A 15,787-nucleotide genomic window follows, 5' to 3' on the forward strand; every position below is an offset into this window, starting at 1 on the left:
GGGACCCGTTCACCCCCTCTTCCGGTTGCGGTCCGCCATCCGGCGCTCGTAGTCCCGCGCGTATGCGTCGGCGTCGTCCAGGGCGAAGCCGGAACCGACAGGTGCGGCCTTCGGAGCGCTCTCCGCGGCGGCGGAGGATGCCCCGGCTTCCCTTTCCGCCTTCTTGCGCCTGCGGGTCTCCGCGGCCGTCTTCATGGCCTTCTTGGCGCCGCGACGGGCGCCCTTCTCCGGGATGCCGTCGCCCTCGCGCTCGACGGCGAGCGGCACCGTGGGTACGTCGGCGGCCTTCGCCGCCAGCGTGCCCGGCACCACGGTGCCGTGCCTGACGAGGTCGCCGGCGAGGACGGGCTTGGGCGGTTCGAGGAGCCGACGCTTGCGCCGCATGGCCGCGTACTTGGCCTTCGGCGCGTACTGCTCGATGCTCGCCCGGAGGCGGTTGCGTGCCGACCAGCGCTCCTCGTCGGTCGAGAACGGCAGGTTCTCGGCCTTCGCCCATTCCTTGAGCTGGCGGTGATGCCAGAAGCCTAGGCCGCCATTGACGTAGCGGACGTCGAGGTTCGGCAGGATCTCGTACTTCTTCCGCGGCTTGGCCTCGGGGTTCCAGACCGAGATCTGGCTGGCATCGGCCGGGTTGTACTTGATCTTGACCGTCGCAGTGGCGCTGCCCTTCCGGCGCTTCCGCATCGGCGTGAGGTGGGCGAGATCCTCCAGCAGCTTCGAGGTGATGACCGGGTCGTGGAAGCGCATCCCCTCGAAGGTGATGCCCGAGCGGGTCAGCATCGCCGTCCCCACGGTGCCGAACGCGGACGCCAGGAAGTTCACGTCGTCGATGGTCTCGCGGCTCTTGGCGAGGCCGCGGCGCCAGAGAGTCTCCGGCGCCGCCTGGATGCCGGCGTGCTCCTCGTACTGGTAGGTATCCCGAAGGGTCTGGTAGACGAGCCCTTCCAGTTGGCTCCGGGTCGTGGTGGCGTCCCGGGCCGGGTCGAAGCCCATCCGCGTCATCAGGTGCGGCGGCAGCGGCACGCCGCCGGCCAGCTTATGGAAGAGCTTCTTGTTGAAGGTCCCGAACAGCCGCTCGACCGGGGCCTTGTACTCCGGGTTCTTCACGGGCGCCCACAGGACGTTGATGCCGGCGTCCTCGCAAGCGTCCTGGAACGACACGCCGATCTGTTCGAGGGCGTTGTCGACGATGATGGTGTCCGGCTTGCCGTGCTTGTCCCGCCAGAGCTCAGCGAACTCCGGCCAGTGCCGCATGAGGTCGAGCTTCGGCGTGGTCAGGAGTTGGACGCAACTCACACTTGGACGAGGCGATGCTGCGGAAAAAGATGGACATCCGGGTAGGGTGGGACCGATATTTCGATAAGAGCGGCGACGATTCGTATGCACGCCTGCCCGGCTGGAACGGGGCTATTGGGGTTCGCGAGAAGAAGCTAGTCAAAGGCTCCGCGTAGGCCTATTTCGCTGTTATCCTGTAATTGCTTCGCTCTTTCTCTGTAACGATTGCTCATCGCCGCCCGAACAGCCGCTCGATATCAGCCAGCCCCAGGGTCACGAAGGTCGGGCGGCCGTGGTTGCACGAGCCGGAGAGCGGAGTGGCCTCCATCTCGCGCAGGAGCGCGTTCATCTCCTCGGACTTGAGGCGGCGCCCGGCCCGGATCGAGCCGTGGCAGCTCATGCGCGACAGGAGCGCGTCGAGGCGCCGCCGCACCGGGTCGGGATCGCCCCCGCCGGCGGGTCCCCCCTCCTCCACGCCGCTGGCCTGCAGCGCGTCGAGCACGTCGAGCACGAGGTGCTTCACCGAGCCGCCGGCCAGGGCCGCGGGCACCGCGCGCACCAGCACCGCGCCGGGGCCGAAGGCCTCCAGGCTCAGGCCCAATCGCTCCAATTCCGGCGCGGCCTCGACGAGCCGGTCGGCCTCCTCGGGCGCCATCTCGACCACGTCGGGGATCAGCAGGCCCTGGGTCGCGACGCCGCCCTCGGCGCGCTCGCGCTTCAGCCGCTCGTAGACCAGCCGCTCGTGGGCGGCGTGCTGATCGACCAGCACGATGCCCTCCCGGGTCTGGGCGAGGATGTAGGTCTCGTGGATCTGGGCGCGGGCGGCGCCGAGGGGGTGAGCCTCGGAGGGGGAATCGGTCTCCGGAACCGCCTCCGGCTCGGGCCGCAGGTCGGCGCCGGGCGGGGCGAGGTCGGCGGCAAACAGCGCCTGCGGCGTTTCGGCGAAACCGGCCCGGTCCCATGCCAGGCCGGCGGAGAGGGCCGGATGCTCGGGCGCGCGGTAGCCCGCGGGCGCGGCCACGGAGGGACCGGAAAAGAGGCGGCTGGCCGGGCGGGGGCTCAAGGCGCTCGCGGCGGAGACGCCGGAATGGACGGAGAAGCGCCCGAGCCCCGCCGGGCCGGCGGAGCCGCCCGCGCGCAGGGCGTCGAGGGCGGCCTGCGTGCCCGTGCTGGAAGAGCGCGCCCCGGCCCGGCGCAGGGCCTCGTGGATCGCGCTGACGATCAGCGCCCGCACCAGCCCCGGCTCGCGGAAGCGCAGCTCCGTCTTGGCCGGGTGCACGTTCACGTCGACGAGGGCGGGATCGCAGGTGAGGGCGAGCGCCAGGACGGGATGGTGGTCGGAGCTCATGGTGTCGGCATAGGCGCCGCGCACGGCGCCCAGCAGGAGCCGGTCGCGCACCGGGCGCCCGTTGACGACGAAGTGGATGTGGCTCGCCGCGCCCCGGTGGAAGGTCGGCAGGCCGACATGGCCGGCGAGCGCGAAGCCCTCGCGGGCCATGTCGACGGGCACGGAATTGCCGGGAAAGTCCGGCCCCAGCACGGCGCCGAGGCGGCGCAGCAGGGCGGCCGGGCCCGGCTCGCTCTCGGCGGGAAACACCGTCGGGCTGCCGCTCTCGGTGCGCAGCGTGAAGCGCACCTGCGGCTGCGCCACCGCGAGCCGGCGCAGGATCTCGGAGACGGCCGCCGTCTCGGCACGGTCGGATTTGAGGAATTTCAGCCGGGCCGGGGTCGCCGCGAAGAGTTCGGTCACCTCGATGCGGGTGCCGCGGGAGGCGGGCGCCGGGCGCACCGGGCCCTTGCTCCCGGAATCGACGGTGAGGCTGACGCCCTCCCCGTCCGCGGTGCGCGAGGTGATGGCGAGCCGCGAGACCGCTCCGATCGAGGGCAAAGCCTCGCCGCGAAAGCCCAGCGAGCCGATCCGGGTGAGATCGCCGTCGGGAAGTTTGGAGGTGGCGTGGCGCTCCACCGCGAGCGCGAGATCTTCCGCGCCCATGCCGATCCCGTCGTCGATGACGCGGATCAGGCGCCGCCCGCCGCCCTCGATCGCCACCTCGACGCTGCGTGCACCGGCATCGATGGCGTTCTCGACGAGTTCCTTGACGGCGGAAGCGGGACGCTCGACCACCTCGCCCGCGGCGATCCGGTCGACCAGGATCGGGTCGAGGCGGCGGACGGCGGCGCGCGGCGGTTCGCGAAGGTTGGGGGCGGACATCCGCAAAATATAAGCCCCCGGGCGCCGGTCCGGTAGCCGAAGCGCGCCGCCATCCCGCCCGGAGCCGGCCCGGCCGCGGGACGAGGACCACAACTTTCGCCTGCGCGCCGAGCCAGCCGCCGACGCCCTGTCGGGAACGCGACGCCGCCGGCAAACCCCTCAACCCGCCGACGCAGATGGTGCCGGTGGTCCAGCCGGAGCAATCCGCGGCGCGGCTGAACGCCACCGTCCAGCCCCTCCCGAGGGGGACGCCGTTCGCCTTCTACCGGCTCATCCCGGCACGATGGACCGGCGCGTTCGGCAACACGCCCTAAGCCGCGGCAGCTCGGCGATTCGGTGATCGGGACCGACGTGACGCCGGGCGCGAAAACCTACGGCTGCCTGCAATGCCACGACGGGGCGACCGCCTGGCCCTCCAACAAGCCGGCGGACCGCAGCTTCGTCATCAACGCCCGGCAATAAGGTATCGGCGAACGCTCGAGCGGTGATGCCGGCCCTCGGGCGCGGCGCCACCGCGGGGAGGTCCTGCGCGGCGGCCGCTCACCCCCGCGGCAGCATCCGGTCGCTGATGATGCGGCGCTGGATCTCGCTGGTGCCCTCGAAGATCGTGGTGAGGCGCGCGTCGCGCCAGTAGCGCTCGACCCGCCGCTCGGTGGTGTAGCCGTTGCCGCCGTGAAGCTGCATCGCCTGGTTCGTCACCCGCACCGCCATCTCGGTGGCCAGCAGCTTCACCCCCGCCGATTCGCTCTCGGCGGGCAGGCCTTCATCCAGGAGGTGGGCGACCTGCTGCCAGTAGGCGCGGGCCTGGGCCACTTCCGCCGCCATGTCGGCCAGCGCGAAGCGCAGGGCCTGGAACTGGCCGATCGGCTGGCCGAACTGCTCGCGCTCCTGAAGGTAGGCGGTGCAATCCTCCACCGCGGCGCGGGCCACGCCGACCGCGCGGGCGGCGGTGTGGACCCGGGCGATGTTGAGGCCGCGCTGCACCGAGGCGAAGCCGCCGGAATCGGCATCCGCCCCCTCGTCGCCGTAGAGGCCGGTGAGCCGGTCGCGCTCGGGCACCCGCACCCCGTCGAGCGTGAGCTCGAAGGTGAGGAAGCCGTGATAGCCGATCTTGTCGATCACCGTGCCGGTCATGCCCTTCGGAAAGGTGCCGGGCTCCTTGACCACGAGGAAGGGGTCCAGCCCCGCCGAGCGCGGCTCTCCCGGCTCGGGCTCGCGCACCCGGGCCAGCACCTCGATGAAATCCGCGCCCTGAGCGAAGCCGGCCCAGCGCTTGGTGCCGGTGAGCACCCACTCGTCGCCCTCGCGCACGGCGCGGGTCTGAACGCCGGCCAGATCCGAGCCGGCGGTGGGCTCGGAGAGGGCGATCGAGCCGATCCACTGCCCCTTGGCGGATTTCGCCAGCAGCGCCCGGCGGCTTTCATCGTCCAGCGTCTGCGTGCCGAGCCCCTGGCCGCGGGCGAGGATCGAGCCGGTGGAGAGCCAGGCGCGGGCGAGCTCCTCCGAGACGAGGCAGTACTCGAACACGCCGAGCCCCATCCCGCCGTACTCGGCGGGGATGGTGATGCCGAACCAGCCTTTCTGCGCCATCGCGTCGATGAGCGAGCGGGGCATCTCGCCCTTCTGCGGGTCGAGTTCGTCGGCGATGGGCAGGATCACGTCGCGGGCAAAGCTCCGGGCCTCCTCCTGGAGCGCGGCGCGCCTGTCCGTGCGCCAGGGCGAGAGCAGCTCCGGCGGACGCGGCGCCTTGAAGTCCGATTGGCCCATGGTTCCTCGCCCCTTTCGTCTCGCCCGCCCGAGCCGAACGCTTAAGGTGGCAAAACGTTCGCGTCGGAGCAGGGCCGGCCTCGGCGAAGCGGTCCGGAACCGAGGCCCCGAGCGCACACGCACGGCATCTCCGCACGGCCCGGCCGCATCGACTCCCTTGCGCTGAGACCCGGCCGCCCCCAGAACGCGCCCATGCTGCGCGTCAACGATCTCACCTACCGCATCGGCGAGCGGGTCATCCTCGATTCGGCGACCTTCTCGATCCCCGACCGGGCCCGTGTCGGCCTCGTCGGCCGCAACGGCGCGGGCAAGACCACCCTGTTCCGGGCGATCCTCGGCGAGTTGCCGACCGATGCCGGCGCGGTCTCGCTGCCCAAGGGCATGCGCATCGGCGCGGTGGCGCAGGAAGCACCCGCCGGCCCCGAGACCCTGCACGCGGTGGTGCTCGCCGCCGACACCGAGCGTGCCCGGCTGATGCAGGAAGCGGAAACCGCCGACGGGCTGCGCCGGGCCGAGATCGAGACGCGGCTCGTCGATATCGGCGCCCATTCGGCCCCGGCCCGCGCGGCGGCGATCCTGCACGGCCTCGGCTTCGATGCGGCGGCGCAAGGCCGTCCCTGCTCGGACTTCTCCGGCGGCTGGCGGATGCGGGTGGCGCTGGCCGCAGTGCTGTTCTCCGAGCCCGACCTGCTGCTTCTCGACGAGCCCACCAACTACCTCGACATCGAGGGCACGCTCTGGCTCTACGACTACCTCGAGAAGTATCCCCGCACGGCCGTCATCATCAGCCACGACCGGGAATTGCTCGACACATCCGTCGATCACATCCTGCATCTCGACCGCGGCAAGCTGACGATCTACCGCGGCGGCTACACCAGCTTCGCCCGCCAGCTCTCCGAGAAGCGGGTGCTCCAGGCGAAGGCGAAGGCCAAGCAGGAGGTCGAGCGGGCCCATCTCCAGAGCTTCATCGACCGCTTCAAGGCCAAGGCGACCAAGGCGCGCCAGGCCCAGTCGCGGATGAAGCGGCTCGCCAAGATGGAGCCCATCGCCGCGCTGCTCGAAGACGAGGTGCCGGTGATCCACCTGCCGAGCCCGGAAAAGCCGCTCTCGCCGCCGATCGTGGCGATGGAGCGCGTCCAGGCCGGCTACGGCGAGCGCATCGTGCTCTCGGGGCTGAACCTCAGCCTCGCTCCCGACGACCGGGTGGCGCTCCTGGGCGCCAACGGCAACGGCAAGTCCACCTTCTGCAAGCTGATCGGCGGGCGGCTGCCCCCGCTCGCGGGCGAGATGCGGCGCTCCTCCAAGATGGAGGTCGCCTATTTCGCGCAGCACCAGCTCGACGAGCTGCGCCCTTCCGAGAGCGCCGTGGCGCATGTGCGCGACCGGATGCCCGACGCCCCCGAGGCGAAGGTGCGCTCGGCCGCCGCTCGGCTGGGCTTCCCGGCGTCGAAGGCCGACACGCCGGTGGAGAAACTCTCCGGCGGCGAGAAGGCGCGCCTGCTGATGGGGCTCGCCGCCTTCGACGGGCCGCACTTGCTGATCCTCGACGAGCCGACCAACCACCTCGATATCGAGAGCCGGCAGGCGCTGGTGGAGGCGATCAACGACTACGAGGGGGCGGTGATCCTCGTCAGCCACGACCGCTTCCTGATCGAGGCCTGCGCCGACCGGCTCTGGATCGTCGGCGACGGCTCGGTGAAGTCCTTCGACGGCGACATGGACGATTACCGCCGCCTCGTTCTCGCCGGCCCGGAGCGGGTGGACACGTCCGGCGACGGCACTGGGGGGCAGAAGGCCGAGGCGCGCCGCTCGGCGGTGGAGCGTCGCGCGGCTCTGGCGCCGCTGCGCAAGCGCCTCGACGGCATCGAGGCGCGCATGGCCAAGCTCTCGGGGGCGATCGAGAAGATCGATGCGGCTCTGGCCGACGGCACCGCCTTCCTCAAGGACGCGGCCAAGGCCGGCGATCTCGCCCGCATGCGCGCCGAGGCCGCCGAGGCCCTGGCCAAGGCCGAGGAGGAGTGGCTGGAGGTGAGCGGGGAGATCGAGGCGGCGGCCTGAGGCCGCGGCCGCGACGAGGTCCGAAGCTCGAAGGCTGTTCGAGCGAGGTTTACGGGCCGGGCCATCGCTCCTCATGGTGAGGAGCCTTCAGCTTGCCGGCGCCGGGTGGAACCGTCGCTCAAACGGGCTCCCGCGAAAGGCGCCCGGCCCTCGGCGCCGCATCGACGGACGAGGCCGCGCCCGACCGACTGAGCAGAGCCGCGACCATCGCCGCCCCCGCCGCGAGGCCGAGCCAGAGCCCGGTCCCGATCATTTCGGCCGGGATGAACAGGGCCGGAAGCGGCACGAGGTAGAGCGGGCCGAGCAGCGTCCCGAGGCCGGCCGCGAGGACGAACAGCCCGGTCGCCGCGGCGTTGCGCTCGGGCGGCGCGGCCCGCAGCAGCGCCAGGACGTTGCCGACGGTGAACAGGCCGCGGCCGATGCCGAAGGCAAGGAGGCCGGCGGCCAGAATCGGCCATCCGTCCGCCGCCCCGCCATCCGGGAGCCCCACGGCGAGAGCGGCGAGGCCGGCCGCCGCGAGCCCCATCCCGATCCGGGCGAGACGCGGCGCGCCGGACCGGCCGGCGTAGTAGCCCGCCCCGGCGGTGAGGGCCGCAAGCCCCAGGAACACGACGCCGACGCTGTCCTGCAACAGGCGGTCGCGCGCGCTGAGATGGGAGAGAAGGGCCGTGTCCGCCGCGGTGAGGGCGACGTTGCCCGCGAGGGCCGCGGCGAGCGGCCATGCGAGGCCCGGCCGCGCGAGAAGATCGAGCGGCAGCAGCGGCGCCGGCCGCCGCCATTGCTGCCAGATCCAGAGCCCCAGCAGCATCAGGCCGAGATTGAGCACGAGCAGGGCCGCCAACGGCCGGATCAGCGCGAGCGGCACGGCGGTCAGGAGCAGCCCGAAGCAGAGCATCGAGAGGACGGCGCCGAGTCCGTCGAAGCGCGGCCGCGGCGCGTCCTCCCTCGGCAGGGCGAGGAGACCGAGAATCAGGCTCGGCCCCGCCAGGAGGAGGGTGGGGACGAGGATGCCAGGGCTTCCGAACCGCGGCAGCGCGAACCCGGCCGACATCTGAAGAAGCAGCAGCGCCGGCAGGACGGTCACCTCCCTCAGTCCGAGGCCGAGCCCGAGGCGCCCCTCGCCGAAGAGGCGGCGCAGCAGGCTCCAGCCCGCGCAGACGAGAAGTGCCGAGGCGATGCCTTGCGCCAGACGCAGACCGAGCAGCGGTACGAGGTCGAGCGGCAGCACCGCGGCGGGGACGAGCCCCGTGAGGGCGAGGACCGCGGCGAGGAAGCCGCGCCGCGGTCCGAGCCGCGCGGCCAGCGCCGCCATCGGCAGCGCGCCCAGGATCAGGCCGTAGGTGTGCGCCGTCTGGATCACCGCAGCCGTGGAGGCCGGGTACGCCCCCTGCTGCATCACCCACGGCATCAGGAACGCCATCCCCGTGGTCGGCAGCGCCGCCATCCCGAAGCCCGTCAGGACCGCGACGACGGCGAGGACGCGGCGCTCGGGCTTGCGATCCTGCATCCGGTTCCTGTCCCCTTCGACGCCTCCCGACAGCCTTTAAGGGCAAGCCGGCGCCCCGTGAACCGTGGGCGGCAGGCCGCGGCAACGTCGGCCCCCGGCCCGCGTTGTCCGTCGCGAGAACGGAACGGAGGAACCATGCGCGGCACGCGCCATCTCAAGGTCCGGAAGGCCAGGACGGCCGGGGCTCTCGCGCTGCTGCCGCTGGCTGCGGCCGGCGCCTGGATCGCCTGGAGCCATCTCGGGCTGAACCGGGCCGGCCCCCTGCCCCCGGCCCTGTCGGGGCGGCGCAGCACCCTGCGCACGCGCTCCGGCCGGGTGAACCTCTACGCCGCGGATGCGCAGGGCGGACGGCCGCTCCTCTTGATCCACTCGATCAACGCGGCGGCCAACGCCTACGAGGTTCGGCCGCTCTACGAGCATTACCGCTCGCGCCGCCCCGTCTACGCCCTCGAACTGCCGGGCTTCGGCTGCTCCGAACGGGCGGACCGCCTCTACACGCCCCGGCTCATGATCGATGCGATCGTGGATGCCGCCGCCGAGATCTCGGCCCGCCACGGCGGGGCGCCGCTCGACGGCGTCGCGCTCTCCCTGTCCTGCGCTTATCTCGCCCGGGCCGCCCTGGAGCGGCCGGAGCTTTTCGCCAGCCTCGGCCTGATCAGCCCGACGGGATTCGACGGGCGCCTCTCGGGCGAGGGCCCGGCGGATGCCCATCGCGGCAATCCCGTGGCTCGGCAGCTCGCCGCCTTCCCGCTCTGGGGCCGCCCGCTCTTCGACGCGCTGGTGAGCGGGCCGAGCATGCGCTTCTTCCTCGAGAAGACCTGGGGCAGCCGCGACATCGACGAGGGCCTGTTCGCCTACGACCGGCTCTCGGCCCGTCAGCCGGGGGCGGAGCATGCGCCCTTCTCGTTCCTCTCCGGCTACCTGTTCCCGGACGACACCACGCGGGTCTACGAGGCGCTGACCCTGCCGGTCTTCATGGTCTACGGGGCGCGGGGCGACTTCGTCGATTACCGCCATGTCGGCGAGGTGGCGGGCCGCCCGAACTGGACGATCCTGCGGCTGCCCACTGGCGCCTTCCCGCATTTCGAGAACCGGGCGGCGGTGACGAACGCCTACGACGCGTTCCTCACCGTGCAGGCCGCGATGGACGATCAGCCCACCGGCTCGATCCGGTAGCGCAGCCAGACGGTGCCGTCTTCGAACGGCTCGCAGGCGGTGCGGGTGAGGCGGCGGCGCGAACCCATGGAATCACCCTCCCCGCCCTCGAAGTCGAACAGGGCCGGTGTGCCGAGCACGCCGTCGACGGCCGGGGCCAGCAGCAGGCTCAGCTCGTCGACGAGTCCGGCCTTCAGCATCGAGCCGTTGATGCGCCCGCCGCCCTCCACCAGCAGCCGCTCGATGCCGAACAGCGCTTTCAGCTTGGTCAGCGCCAGGGCGAAGTCGACCGCCCGCTCGCCGGCCAGGATGTAGGATTGGCCGCCCGCCCTCAGGCGGCGCAGGCGGTCGTCGGAGGCTTGCCCCGTGGTCACCACCACGACGTGATCGCCCTCGATCTCGTTGCGCGCGCCCCAATCCATCGCGCCGCGGGCATCGAGCGCCACCGCGTAGCCGGGGGCTTCGGTGCGGGCGACGTGATCCTCGCGCGAGACCGGCACTTCGGGCGGCACGGAGGCGAGCGGCTTGGCGCTGTCGGCGTAGCCCTGCATGGTGATGCGCCCGCACATCCAGGCGTCGCCGCCGAGGCGCTTGTGGACCTCCTCGTAGTGCGAATCCGCATCGACGGTGGTCCAGCGCCGCACCTTGATGCGCCCGTCGACCGAGGTGGTCATGTGGCACAGGACGTAGGGGCGGTCGGTTCCCTCAGCCATGGTCTCGAAGCTTCCTGCTCTGCGATTTCCATGGCGGAACTAGACCGGCCTCCCCGCCCGGCCAGAGGGCGGGCCGCCGCGACGCACCGCCGGGGACGGGACTCCACCGGCTTGGTCCGACCGCACCCCGCCGGATAGGCTCGCCCCGCGACGGGAGGGACGACCATGGCGAGCTACACCGCGGATGTGCGCTGGGCGCTGGCGGAGGGCGAGGATTTCGCCGCCGGGCGCTACAGCCGCGGCCACGCGATCCGCTTCGACGGCGGGATCGCGGTGCCCGGCTCGGCCTCGCCGCACGTCGTCGGCAAGTGGGCGGTGCGCGAGGCCGTCGACCCCGAGGAGATGCTGGTGGCCGCGCTCTCCTCCTGCCACATGCTGAGCTTCCTCCACGTCGCCCGGCTCGCCGGCTTCGTGGCGCACGCCTATCGCGACCACGCCGAGGGACGCATGGAGGCGATCGCGCCGGGCCGGCAGGCGGTGACGCGGGTGGTGCTGCACCCGCGCATCGAGTGGACGGGCGCGGCACCGGACGCGGAGCGGCTCGCCGCGCTTCACCACGAGGCGCACGAGACCTGCTTCATCGCCAATTCCGTGCGTGCGCAGGTGACGGTCGCCTGACACGACCGGCTTGGCGAAACCGGCCGCGACGGTGCATGTCCTGCCCACGACCTTGCCCTTCGAGGACATCCGCATGACCGACCTGACGCTTGCCGCCGCGCAGACCCTCGTCGCCACCGCCCTGAAGACCGCCCGCGAGCGGAACCTCAAGCCGCTCGCCGTGGTGGTCTACGACGCCCGCGGCGCCCTCAAGTGCCTGGCCGCCGAGGACGGCACTTCCCTGCGCCGCGCGGAGATCGCCCGGGGCAAGGCCAATGGCGCGCTGGCGCTCGGCCTCGGCTCGCGGGCGATCGCCAAGCGCGCGGAGGAGCAGCCGCATTTCGTCGCCGCGGTGAGCCACCTCGTCGGGCCGGATGCCCTGGTGCCGGTGCCCGGCGGCGTGCTGATCCGCGACGGCGAAGGACGGCTGCTCGGCGCGGTCGGCATCTCCGGCGACACCTCGGACAACGACGAGATCTGCGCGCTGGCCGGCATCGAGGCCGCGGGGCTCAAGGGGGATACGGGCGCCTGACCGGGCGCCGATCGCGTGCGGGAGTTCGCGCCGTTTGCCCCTTCTCCCCGCGAGCGGGGCGACGGGACGCATCGGATAACCCCATGAGCCTCCTCCGCCGAACCGTCCTGCGAAGCGGCGCGGCGCTCGCCGCCGGGCTCGCCCTGCCCGCACGCGCCGCCGCGCCGGTCTACCGCCGCGGCAACGACGCCGACCCGGAGACGCTCGACCCGCACAAGACTTCGACGGTGGCCGAGGCGCACATCCTGCGCGACCTGTTCGAGGGGCTGCTCACCTACGACAATCTCGGCACGATCATCCCCGGCGCCGCGCAGAGCTGGACCATCTCCGACGACCACCTGACCTACCGCTTCACTCTGCGCCCCGACGGACGCTGGTCGAACGGCGAGGCCGTGACGGCCGAGGACTTCCTGTTCTCCTTGCGCCGCATCCTCGATCCGCGAACGGGCGCGAAATACGCCGAGGTGCTGTTTCCGATCCGCGGCGCGGCGGCCGTCAATGCGGGCGAGCAGCCGCCGGAGACGCTGGGGGTGAGCGCGCCCGATGCCCGGACGCTGGAGATCGTGCTGGCCGAGCCGGTGCCCTACCTGCTCGAACTCCTCACCCACCAGACCTCGCTGCCCGTCCACCGGCCCTCGCTGGCGCGCTGGGGCGACGCCTTCGCGCGGCCCGGCAACCTCGTCTCGAACGGCTCCTACGCGCTGGTCGACTGGGTGCCCAACGACCGCATCACCCTGACCAAGAACCCCCACCATCGCGACGCCGCCGCGATCCCGATCGAGCGGGTCGATGTCGTGCCGACCCCCGACCTCGCCGCGGCGGTGCGGCGCTACGCGGCCGGCGAGATCGATTCCCTGTCCGACCTGCCCGCCGACCAGATCGCCTCCCTGCAGAAGCGCTTCGGCGCGCAGGTCCGGCTCGGGCCGGGGCTCGGCCTGCTCGCCATCGCCTTCAACCTGCGCAAGGCTCCCTTCGACGACGCGCGGGTGCGCCGCGCCCTCTCGCTCGCGGTGGACCGGGAGTTCCTGGCCGAGATCGTCTGGGGGCAGACCATGGCCCCGGCCTATTCCTTCTGCCCGCCGGGCCTCGACAACGCCCTGCCGCCGCCGCTGATGCCGGGGCGTGAGGACGGCCCCATCGACCGCGAGGAGGAGGCGCTGCGGCTGCTCGCGCAGGCCGGCTTCGGGCCCAGGACGCCGCTCACGGTCGAGTACCGCTTCAACACCACCGACAACAACCGCAACACGGCCATCGCCCTGGCCGATGCGTGGCGCGGCATCGGCGTCGAGACCCGCTTCGTCTCCACCGACGCCAAGACCCACTTCGCTTATCTGCGCGACGGCGGCCCCTTCGACCTCGCCCGGATGTCCTGGATCGCCGACTATTCCGACCCGCAGAACTTCCTGTTCCTGCTCCGCACCGGCAATGACGGCTTCAATGCCGGGCGCTGGTCGAACCCGGTCTTCGACGGGCTGCTGACGCGGGCGGCGGGAGAGCGCGACGTGGACGCCCGTGCGCGGATGCTGTTCGACGCGGAAACAATCGTGCTCGACGAACTGCCCTGGATGCCGCTGCTGCACTACCGCTCGAAGGCGCTCGTCTCGCCGCGGCTGCACGGAATGCACCCCAATATCCGCAACGTCGCGCCCACCCGCTACCTCCGGCTCGACACATGATCGCCCTCATCGCTCGCCGGATCGCGCAGAGCCTGCCGACCCTGTTCCTCGTTGTGACGGGCAGCTTCTTCCTGATCCGGCTGGCGCCGGGCGGTCCGTTCGATCTGGAGCGGCCCCTGCCCCCGGCGGCGATGGAGAACCTGCGCCGCGTCTACGGGCTCGATCAGCCCCTGATCGTGCAGTTCGGGCGCTACCTCGCGAGCCTCGCCCGGGGCGATCTCGGGCCCTCCTTCAGCTTCCGCGACCTGACCGTCACCGACCTGTTCGCCCGCGGCCTGCCGGTCTCGGCGACCCTCGGCGCACTGGCGCTCGTGCTCGCGCTCACCCTCGGGCTGGCGCTCGGGAGCCTCGCCGCGTTCCGGAGCGGCGGGCCCGCCGACCGGCTGGTGGGGCTCGTCGCCTCGCTGGGCCTCGCGGTGCCGAACTTCGTCACCGCGCCCCTCCTTCAGATCGTGTTCGGCCTGGGGCTGGCGTGGCTCCCCGTCGGCGGCTGGGCGGGGGGCAATCCGAAAAACCTCGTCCTGCCGGTGCTCACCCTGGCCCTGCCCCACGCCGCCGGCATCGCCCGGCTCACCCGCGCCTCGCTGGCCGAGGTGCTGATCCAGCCGCACATCCGCACGCAGCGCGCCATGGGGCTGTCCCGTGCCCGGATCGCCCGGCACGCTCTGCGCGGCGCACTGCTCCCGGTCGTGGCCACGCTGGGGCCGCTGGCGGCGGGGCTGATGACCGGCTCGGTCGTCGTCGAGACCATCTTCGGCCTGCCGGGCATCGGCCGCTACTTCATCGAGGGCGCGCTCAACCGCGACTACACGCTGGTGATGGGCACCGTCGTGCTGGTGGCGGTGATGGTGATCGCCTTCAACCTGATCGCCGACCTCGCCGCCGCCGCGCTCGACCCGCGCCTGAGGGTGTCCGCGTGAGCGCGGCCCTGGCCCGCCTCGCCCGCCGCCGGCTCGCCCGCGACCGGGGCGCCCTGGCGGCTCTGGCGAGCCTCGTGCTGATCGTGCTCGCCTGCCTGATCGGCCCCTTCCTGACCGGACACAAGCCCGAGCAGATCTATCCCGATTTCGTCCGGGTCGCCCCGAGCCTCGACGCCCACCCGCGGGCGGACGAGTTGCGCCCGGCCCTGACGCGCCTCGCCTTCCGCATGCGGCTCGGGCTGGAGGATGTGAGGCTTGAGGGCGACCGGGTGCGGCTGACGCTGACGGCTTCGGGAAGGCCCGTCGACGAGCGGGCGCTGCGGCTCCTGCCCCGCTCGGGCCTGTTCGGCTCGGCCCAGGTGCTGGAGCGCGCGGCCGACGGAAGCCGTCTCGTGGTCGCCCTGCCGGTGCGGAAGCTGACTTTCCTCCTCGGCACCGATGCGCTCGGGCGCGACCTCCTCACCCGCTGCCTCGCGGCGGGCCAGGTTTCCCTGCTGATCGGGCTGACCGCGACGCTCGCCGCCCTGCTGATCGGCGTGAGCTACGGGGCCGTCTCCGGGATGGCCGGGGGATGGGTCGACGCGCTGATGATGCGCCTGCTCGACATCCTCTACGCCCTGCCCTTCGTGTTCTTCGTCATCATGCTGCTGGTGTTCTTCCGCGCCGGGCTGTGGCTGGTGATGGTGGCGGTGGCGGCGGTCGAGTGGCTCGACATGGCCCGCATCGTGCGCACCCAGACGCTGAGCCTCAAAGGCCGCGACTTTTTCCGCGCGGCGACGGCTTTGGGGGTGGGGCCGGGCACGATCCTCGTCCGCCACGTCGTGCCCAACACGCTCGGGCCGATCATCGCGGCGGCGACCCTGCTGGTGCCGCGGGTGATCCTCTTGGAGAGCTTCCTGTCCTTCCTCGGCCTCGGCGTGCAGGAGCCGGCGACCTCCTGGGGCGTGCTGATCGCGGAAGGCGCCCGCGCGCTGGAATCCGCGCCCTGGATGCTCGCCGCACCCGCGGGCTTCCTCGTCGTCACCCTGGTGGCCCTCAACCGGCTCGGCGACGGCCTCGGCGAGGCGCTCGACCCGCGGCTTCAGCGGGATTCGGCCGGCACGTAGCCCTGGTAGACGATGCGCACCGTGCGCCGCTCACCGGGCAGTTCCGAGAGCGGGACCGATTTCGAGCCCCGCAGCACGGGAACGGGCGCGATCTCGGCGAGGGCCGCCGCCACGGGTTCGGCCTTGGGCCGCAGGGCCCAGCGGGCGGCGCCGCCCGCCTGGGCCGCCAGCGTGGAGACGGCGAGCACGGCCCCCAGGGAGCCGAGGGCGACGGCGAGCGGCGGAAGGATCGTTCTGGCGGAAAGCGGCGCGAAAAATGTCATGGCGAG

14 protein-coding genes are annotated in these 15,787 nt (G+C 72.3%); 8 read left to right on the forward strand and 6 right to left on the reverse strand.

Going from position 1 to position 15,787, the window contains the following annotated elements:
- Positions 1 to 9: 9 nt before the first annotated feature.
- Both BY998_RS10580 and mutL read right to left on the reverse strand, forming a co-directional pair.
- A complete protein-coding gene (locus BY998_RS10580) occupies positions 10 to 1,254 on the reverse strand; it encodes a Mu transposase C-terminal domain-containing protein (protein WP_110351589.1) in 1,245 nt (414 codons plus the stop codon).
- 250 nt (positions 1,255 to 1,504) lie between these two features.
- Positions 1,505 to 3,487 (reverse strand): DNA mismatch repair endonuclease MutL, encoded by a 1,983-nt coding sequence (gene mutL, locus BY998_RS10585; protein WP_110351590.1) that lies wholly within the window; start codon positions 3,485 to 3,487, stop codon positions 1,505 to 1,507.
- Positions 3,488 to 3,823: 336 nt separating this feature from the next.
- On the opposite strand from mutL, the gene BY998_RS25045 reads away from it, so the two are divergent.
- On the forward strand, positions 3,824 to 3,949 hold the full coding sequence (locus BY998_RS25045; RefSeq protein ID WP_280952901.1) for a hypothetical protein: 126 nt from the start codon (positions 3,824 to 3,826) through the stop codon (positions 3,947 to 3,949).
- 78 nt (positions 3,950 to 4,027) lie between these two features.
- Here the strand turns inward: BY998_RS25045 and BY998_RS10590 are convergent, their stop codons facing one another.
- A complete protein-coding gene (locus BY998_RS10590; protein WP_110351591.1) occupies positions 4,028 to 5,254 on the reverse strand; it encodes an acyl-CoA dehydrogenase family protein in 1,227 nt (408 codons plus the stop codon).
- Between the two features lie 192 nt (positions 5,255 to 5,446).
- On the opposite strand from BY998_RS10590, the gene BY998_RS10595 reads away from it, so the two are divergent.
- Positions 5,447 to 7,312: an ABC-F family ATP-binding cassette domain-containing protein gene (locus BY998_RS10595; RefSeq protein WP_110351592.1), complete on the forward strand. Its 1,866-nt coding sequence runs from the start codon at positions 5,447 to 5,449 to the stop codon at positions 7,310 to 7,312.
- A gap of 118 nt (positions 7,313 to 7,430) precedes the next feature.
- On the opposite strand, the gene BY998_RS10600 is transcribed toward BY998_RS10595, so the two are convergent.
- The gene (locus BY998_RS10600; RefSeq protein WP_110351593.1) at positions 7,431 to 8,819 is read right to left on the reverse strand and encodes an MFS transporter; all 1,389 of its coding nucleotides are present in this window, start codon (positions 8,817 to 8,819) and stop codon (positions 7,431 to 7,433) included.
- Positions 8,820 to 8,954: 135 nt separating this feature from the next.
- Here BY998_RS10600 and BY998_RS10605 point away from each other — a divergent pair, with 135 nt between their 5' ends.
- Entirely contained in the window at positions 8,955 to 9,995 is a 1,041-nt protein-coding gene (locus tag BY998_RS10605) for an alpha/beta fold hydrolase (protein ID WP_110351594.1), read from the forward strand.
- Here BY998_RS10605 and BY998_RS10610 read toward each other — a convergent pair.
- On the reverse strand, positions 9,971 to 10,687 hold the full coding sequence (locus BY998_RS10610; protein WP_110351595.1) for a RibD family protein: 717 nt from the start codon (positions 10,685 to 10,687) through the stop codon (positions 9,971 to 9,973). The two genes, BY998_RS10605 and BY998_RS10610, sit on opposite strands and share 25 nt — an antisense overlap.
- Positions 10,688 to 10,852: 165 nt before the next feature.
- On the opposite strand from BY998_RS10610, the gene BY998_RS10615 reads away from it, so the two are divergent.
- The 5 genes from BY998_RS10615 (at position 10,853) to BY998_RS10635 (ending at position 15,518) form a co-directional block, all read left to right on the forward strand.
- Positions 10,853 to 11,305 carry an OsmC family protein gene (locus tag BY998_RS10615; protein WP_110351596.1) on the forward strand — a complete coding sequence of 151 codons (453 nt, stop codon included), beginning with the start codon at positions 10,853 to 10,855 and terminating at the stop codon, positions 11,303 to 11,305.
- Positions 11,306 to 11,378: 73 nt separating this feature from the next.
- Complete coding sequence (locus BY998_RS10620; RefSeq protein WP_110351688.1) at positions 11,379 to 11,816, forward strand: heme-binding protein; 438 nt, start codon at positions 11,379 to 11,381, stop codon at positions 11,814 to 11,816.
- Positions 11,817 to 11,899: 83 nt separating this feature from the next.
- A complete protein-coding gene (locus tag BY998_RS10625) occupies positions 11,900 to 13,492 on the forward strand; it encodes a peptide ABC transporter substrate-binding protein (RefSeq protein ID WP_110351597.1) in 1,593 nt (530 codons plus the stop codon).
- Positions 13,489 to 14,412, forward strand: coding sequence for an ABC transporter permease subunit (locus BY998_RS10630; RefSeq protein ID WP_110351598.1), 924 nt, complete (start codon positions 13,489 to 13,491; stop codon positions 14,410 to 14,412). The genes BY998_RS10625 and BY998_RS10630 overlap by 4 nt, the downstream gene beginning before the upstream one ends.
- Positions 14,409 to 15,518, forward strand: coding sequence for an ABC transporter permease (locus BY998_RS10635; protein WP_110351599.1), 1,110 nt, complete (start codon positions 14,409 to 14,411; stop codon positions 15,516 to 15,518). Before BY998_RS10630 ends, BY998_RS10635 begins: the two co-directional genes overlap by 4 nt.
- Here BY998_RS10635 and BY998_RS10640 read toward each other — a convergent pair.
- The gene (locus tag BY998_RS10640) at positions 15,494 to 15,781 is read right to left on the reverse strand and encodes a hypothetical protein (RefSeq protein ID WP_245421549.1); all 288 of its coding nucleotides are present in this window, start codon (positions 15,779 to 15,781) and stop codon (positions 15,494 to 15,496) included. The two genes, BY998_RS10635 and BY998_RS10640, sit on opposite strands and share 25 nt — an antisense overlap.
- Positions 15,782 to 15,787 lie beyond the last annotated feature (6 nt).

Origin of the sequence: Methylobacterium sp. B4 (assembly GCF_003201865.1) — a bacterium.
Classification (GTDB): domain Bacteria; phylum Pseudomonadota; class Alphaproteobacteria; order Rhizobiales; family Beijerinckiaceae; genus Methylobacterium.

What these genes read in the sequence shown, in the direction of transcription:
- BY998_RS10580 (WP_110351589.1), bottom strand. Translation starts at nt 1,254, where the DNA reads ATGCGGCACTGGCCGGAGTTCGCTGAGCTCTGGCGGGACAAGCACGGC.
- mutL (WP_110351590.1), bottom strand. Translation starts at nt 3,487, where the DNA reads ATGTCCGCCCCCAACCTTCGCGAACCGCCGCGCGCCGCCGTCCGCCGC.
- BY998_RS10590 (WP_110351591.1), bottom strand. Translation starts at nt 5,254, where the DNA reads ATGGGCCAATCGGACTTCAAGGCGCCGCGTCCGCCGGAGCTGCTCTCG.
- BY998_RS10595 (WP_110351592.1), top strand. Translation starts at nt 5,447, where the DNA reads ATGCTGCGCGTCAACGATCTCACCTACCGCATCGGCGAGCGGGTCATC.
- BY998_RS10600 (WP_110351593.1), bottom strand. Translation starts at nt 8,819, where the DNA reads ATGCAGGATCGCAAGCCCGAGCGCCGCGTCCTCGCCGTCGTCGCGGTC.
- BY998_RS10605 (WP_110351594.1), top strand. Translation starts at nt 8,955, where the DNA reads ATGCGCGGCACGCGCCATCTCAAGGTCCGGAAGGCCAGGACGGCCGGG.
- BY998_RS10610 (WP_110351595.1), bottom strand. Translation starts at nt 10,687, where the DNA reads ATGGCTGAGGGAACCGACCGCCCCTACGTCCTGTGCCACATGACCACC.
- BY998_RS10615 (WP_110351596.1), top strand. Translation starts at nt 10,853, where the DNA reads ATGGCGAGCTACACCGCGGATGTGCGCTGGGCGCTGGCGGAGGGCGAG.
- BY998_RS10620 (WP_110351688.1), top strand. Translation starts at nt 11,379, where the DNA reads ATGACCGACCTGACGCTTGCCGCCGCGCAGACCCTCGTCGCCACCGCC.
- BY998_RS10625 (WP_110351597.1), top strand. Translation starts at nt 11,900, where the DNA reads ATGAGCCTCCTCCGCCGAACCGTCCTGCGAAGCGGCGCGGCGCTCGCC.
- BY998_RS10630 (WP_110351598.1), top strand. Translation starts at nt 13,489, where the DNA reads ATGATCGCCCTCATCGCTCGCCGGATCGCGCAGAGCCTGCCGACCCTG.
- BY998_RS10640 (WP_245421549.1), bottom strand. Translation starts at nt 15,781, where the DNA reads ATGACATTTTTCGCGCCGCTTTCCGCCAGAACGATCCTTCCGCCGCTC.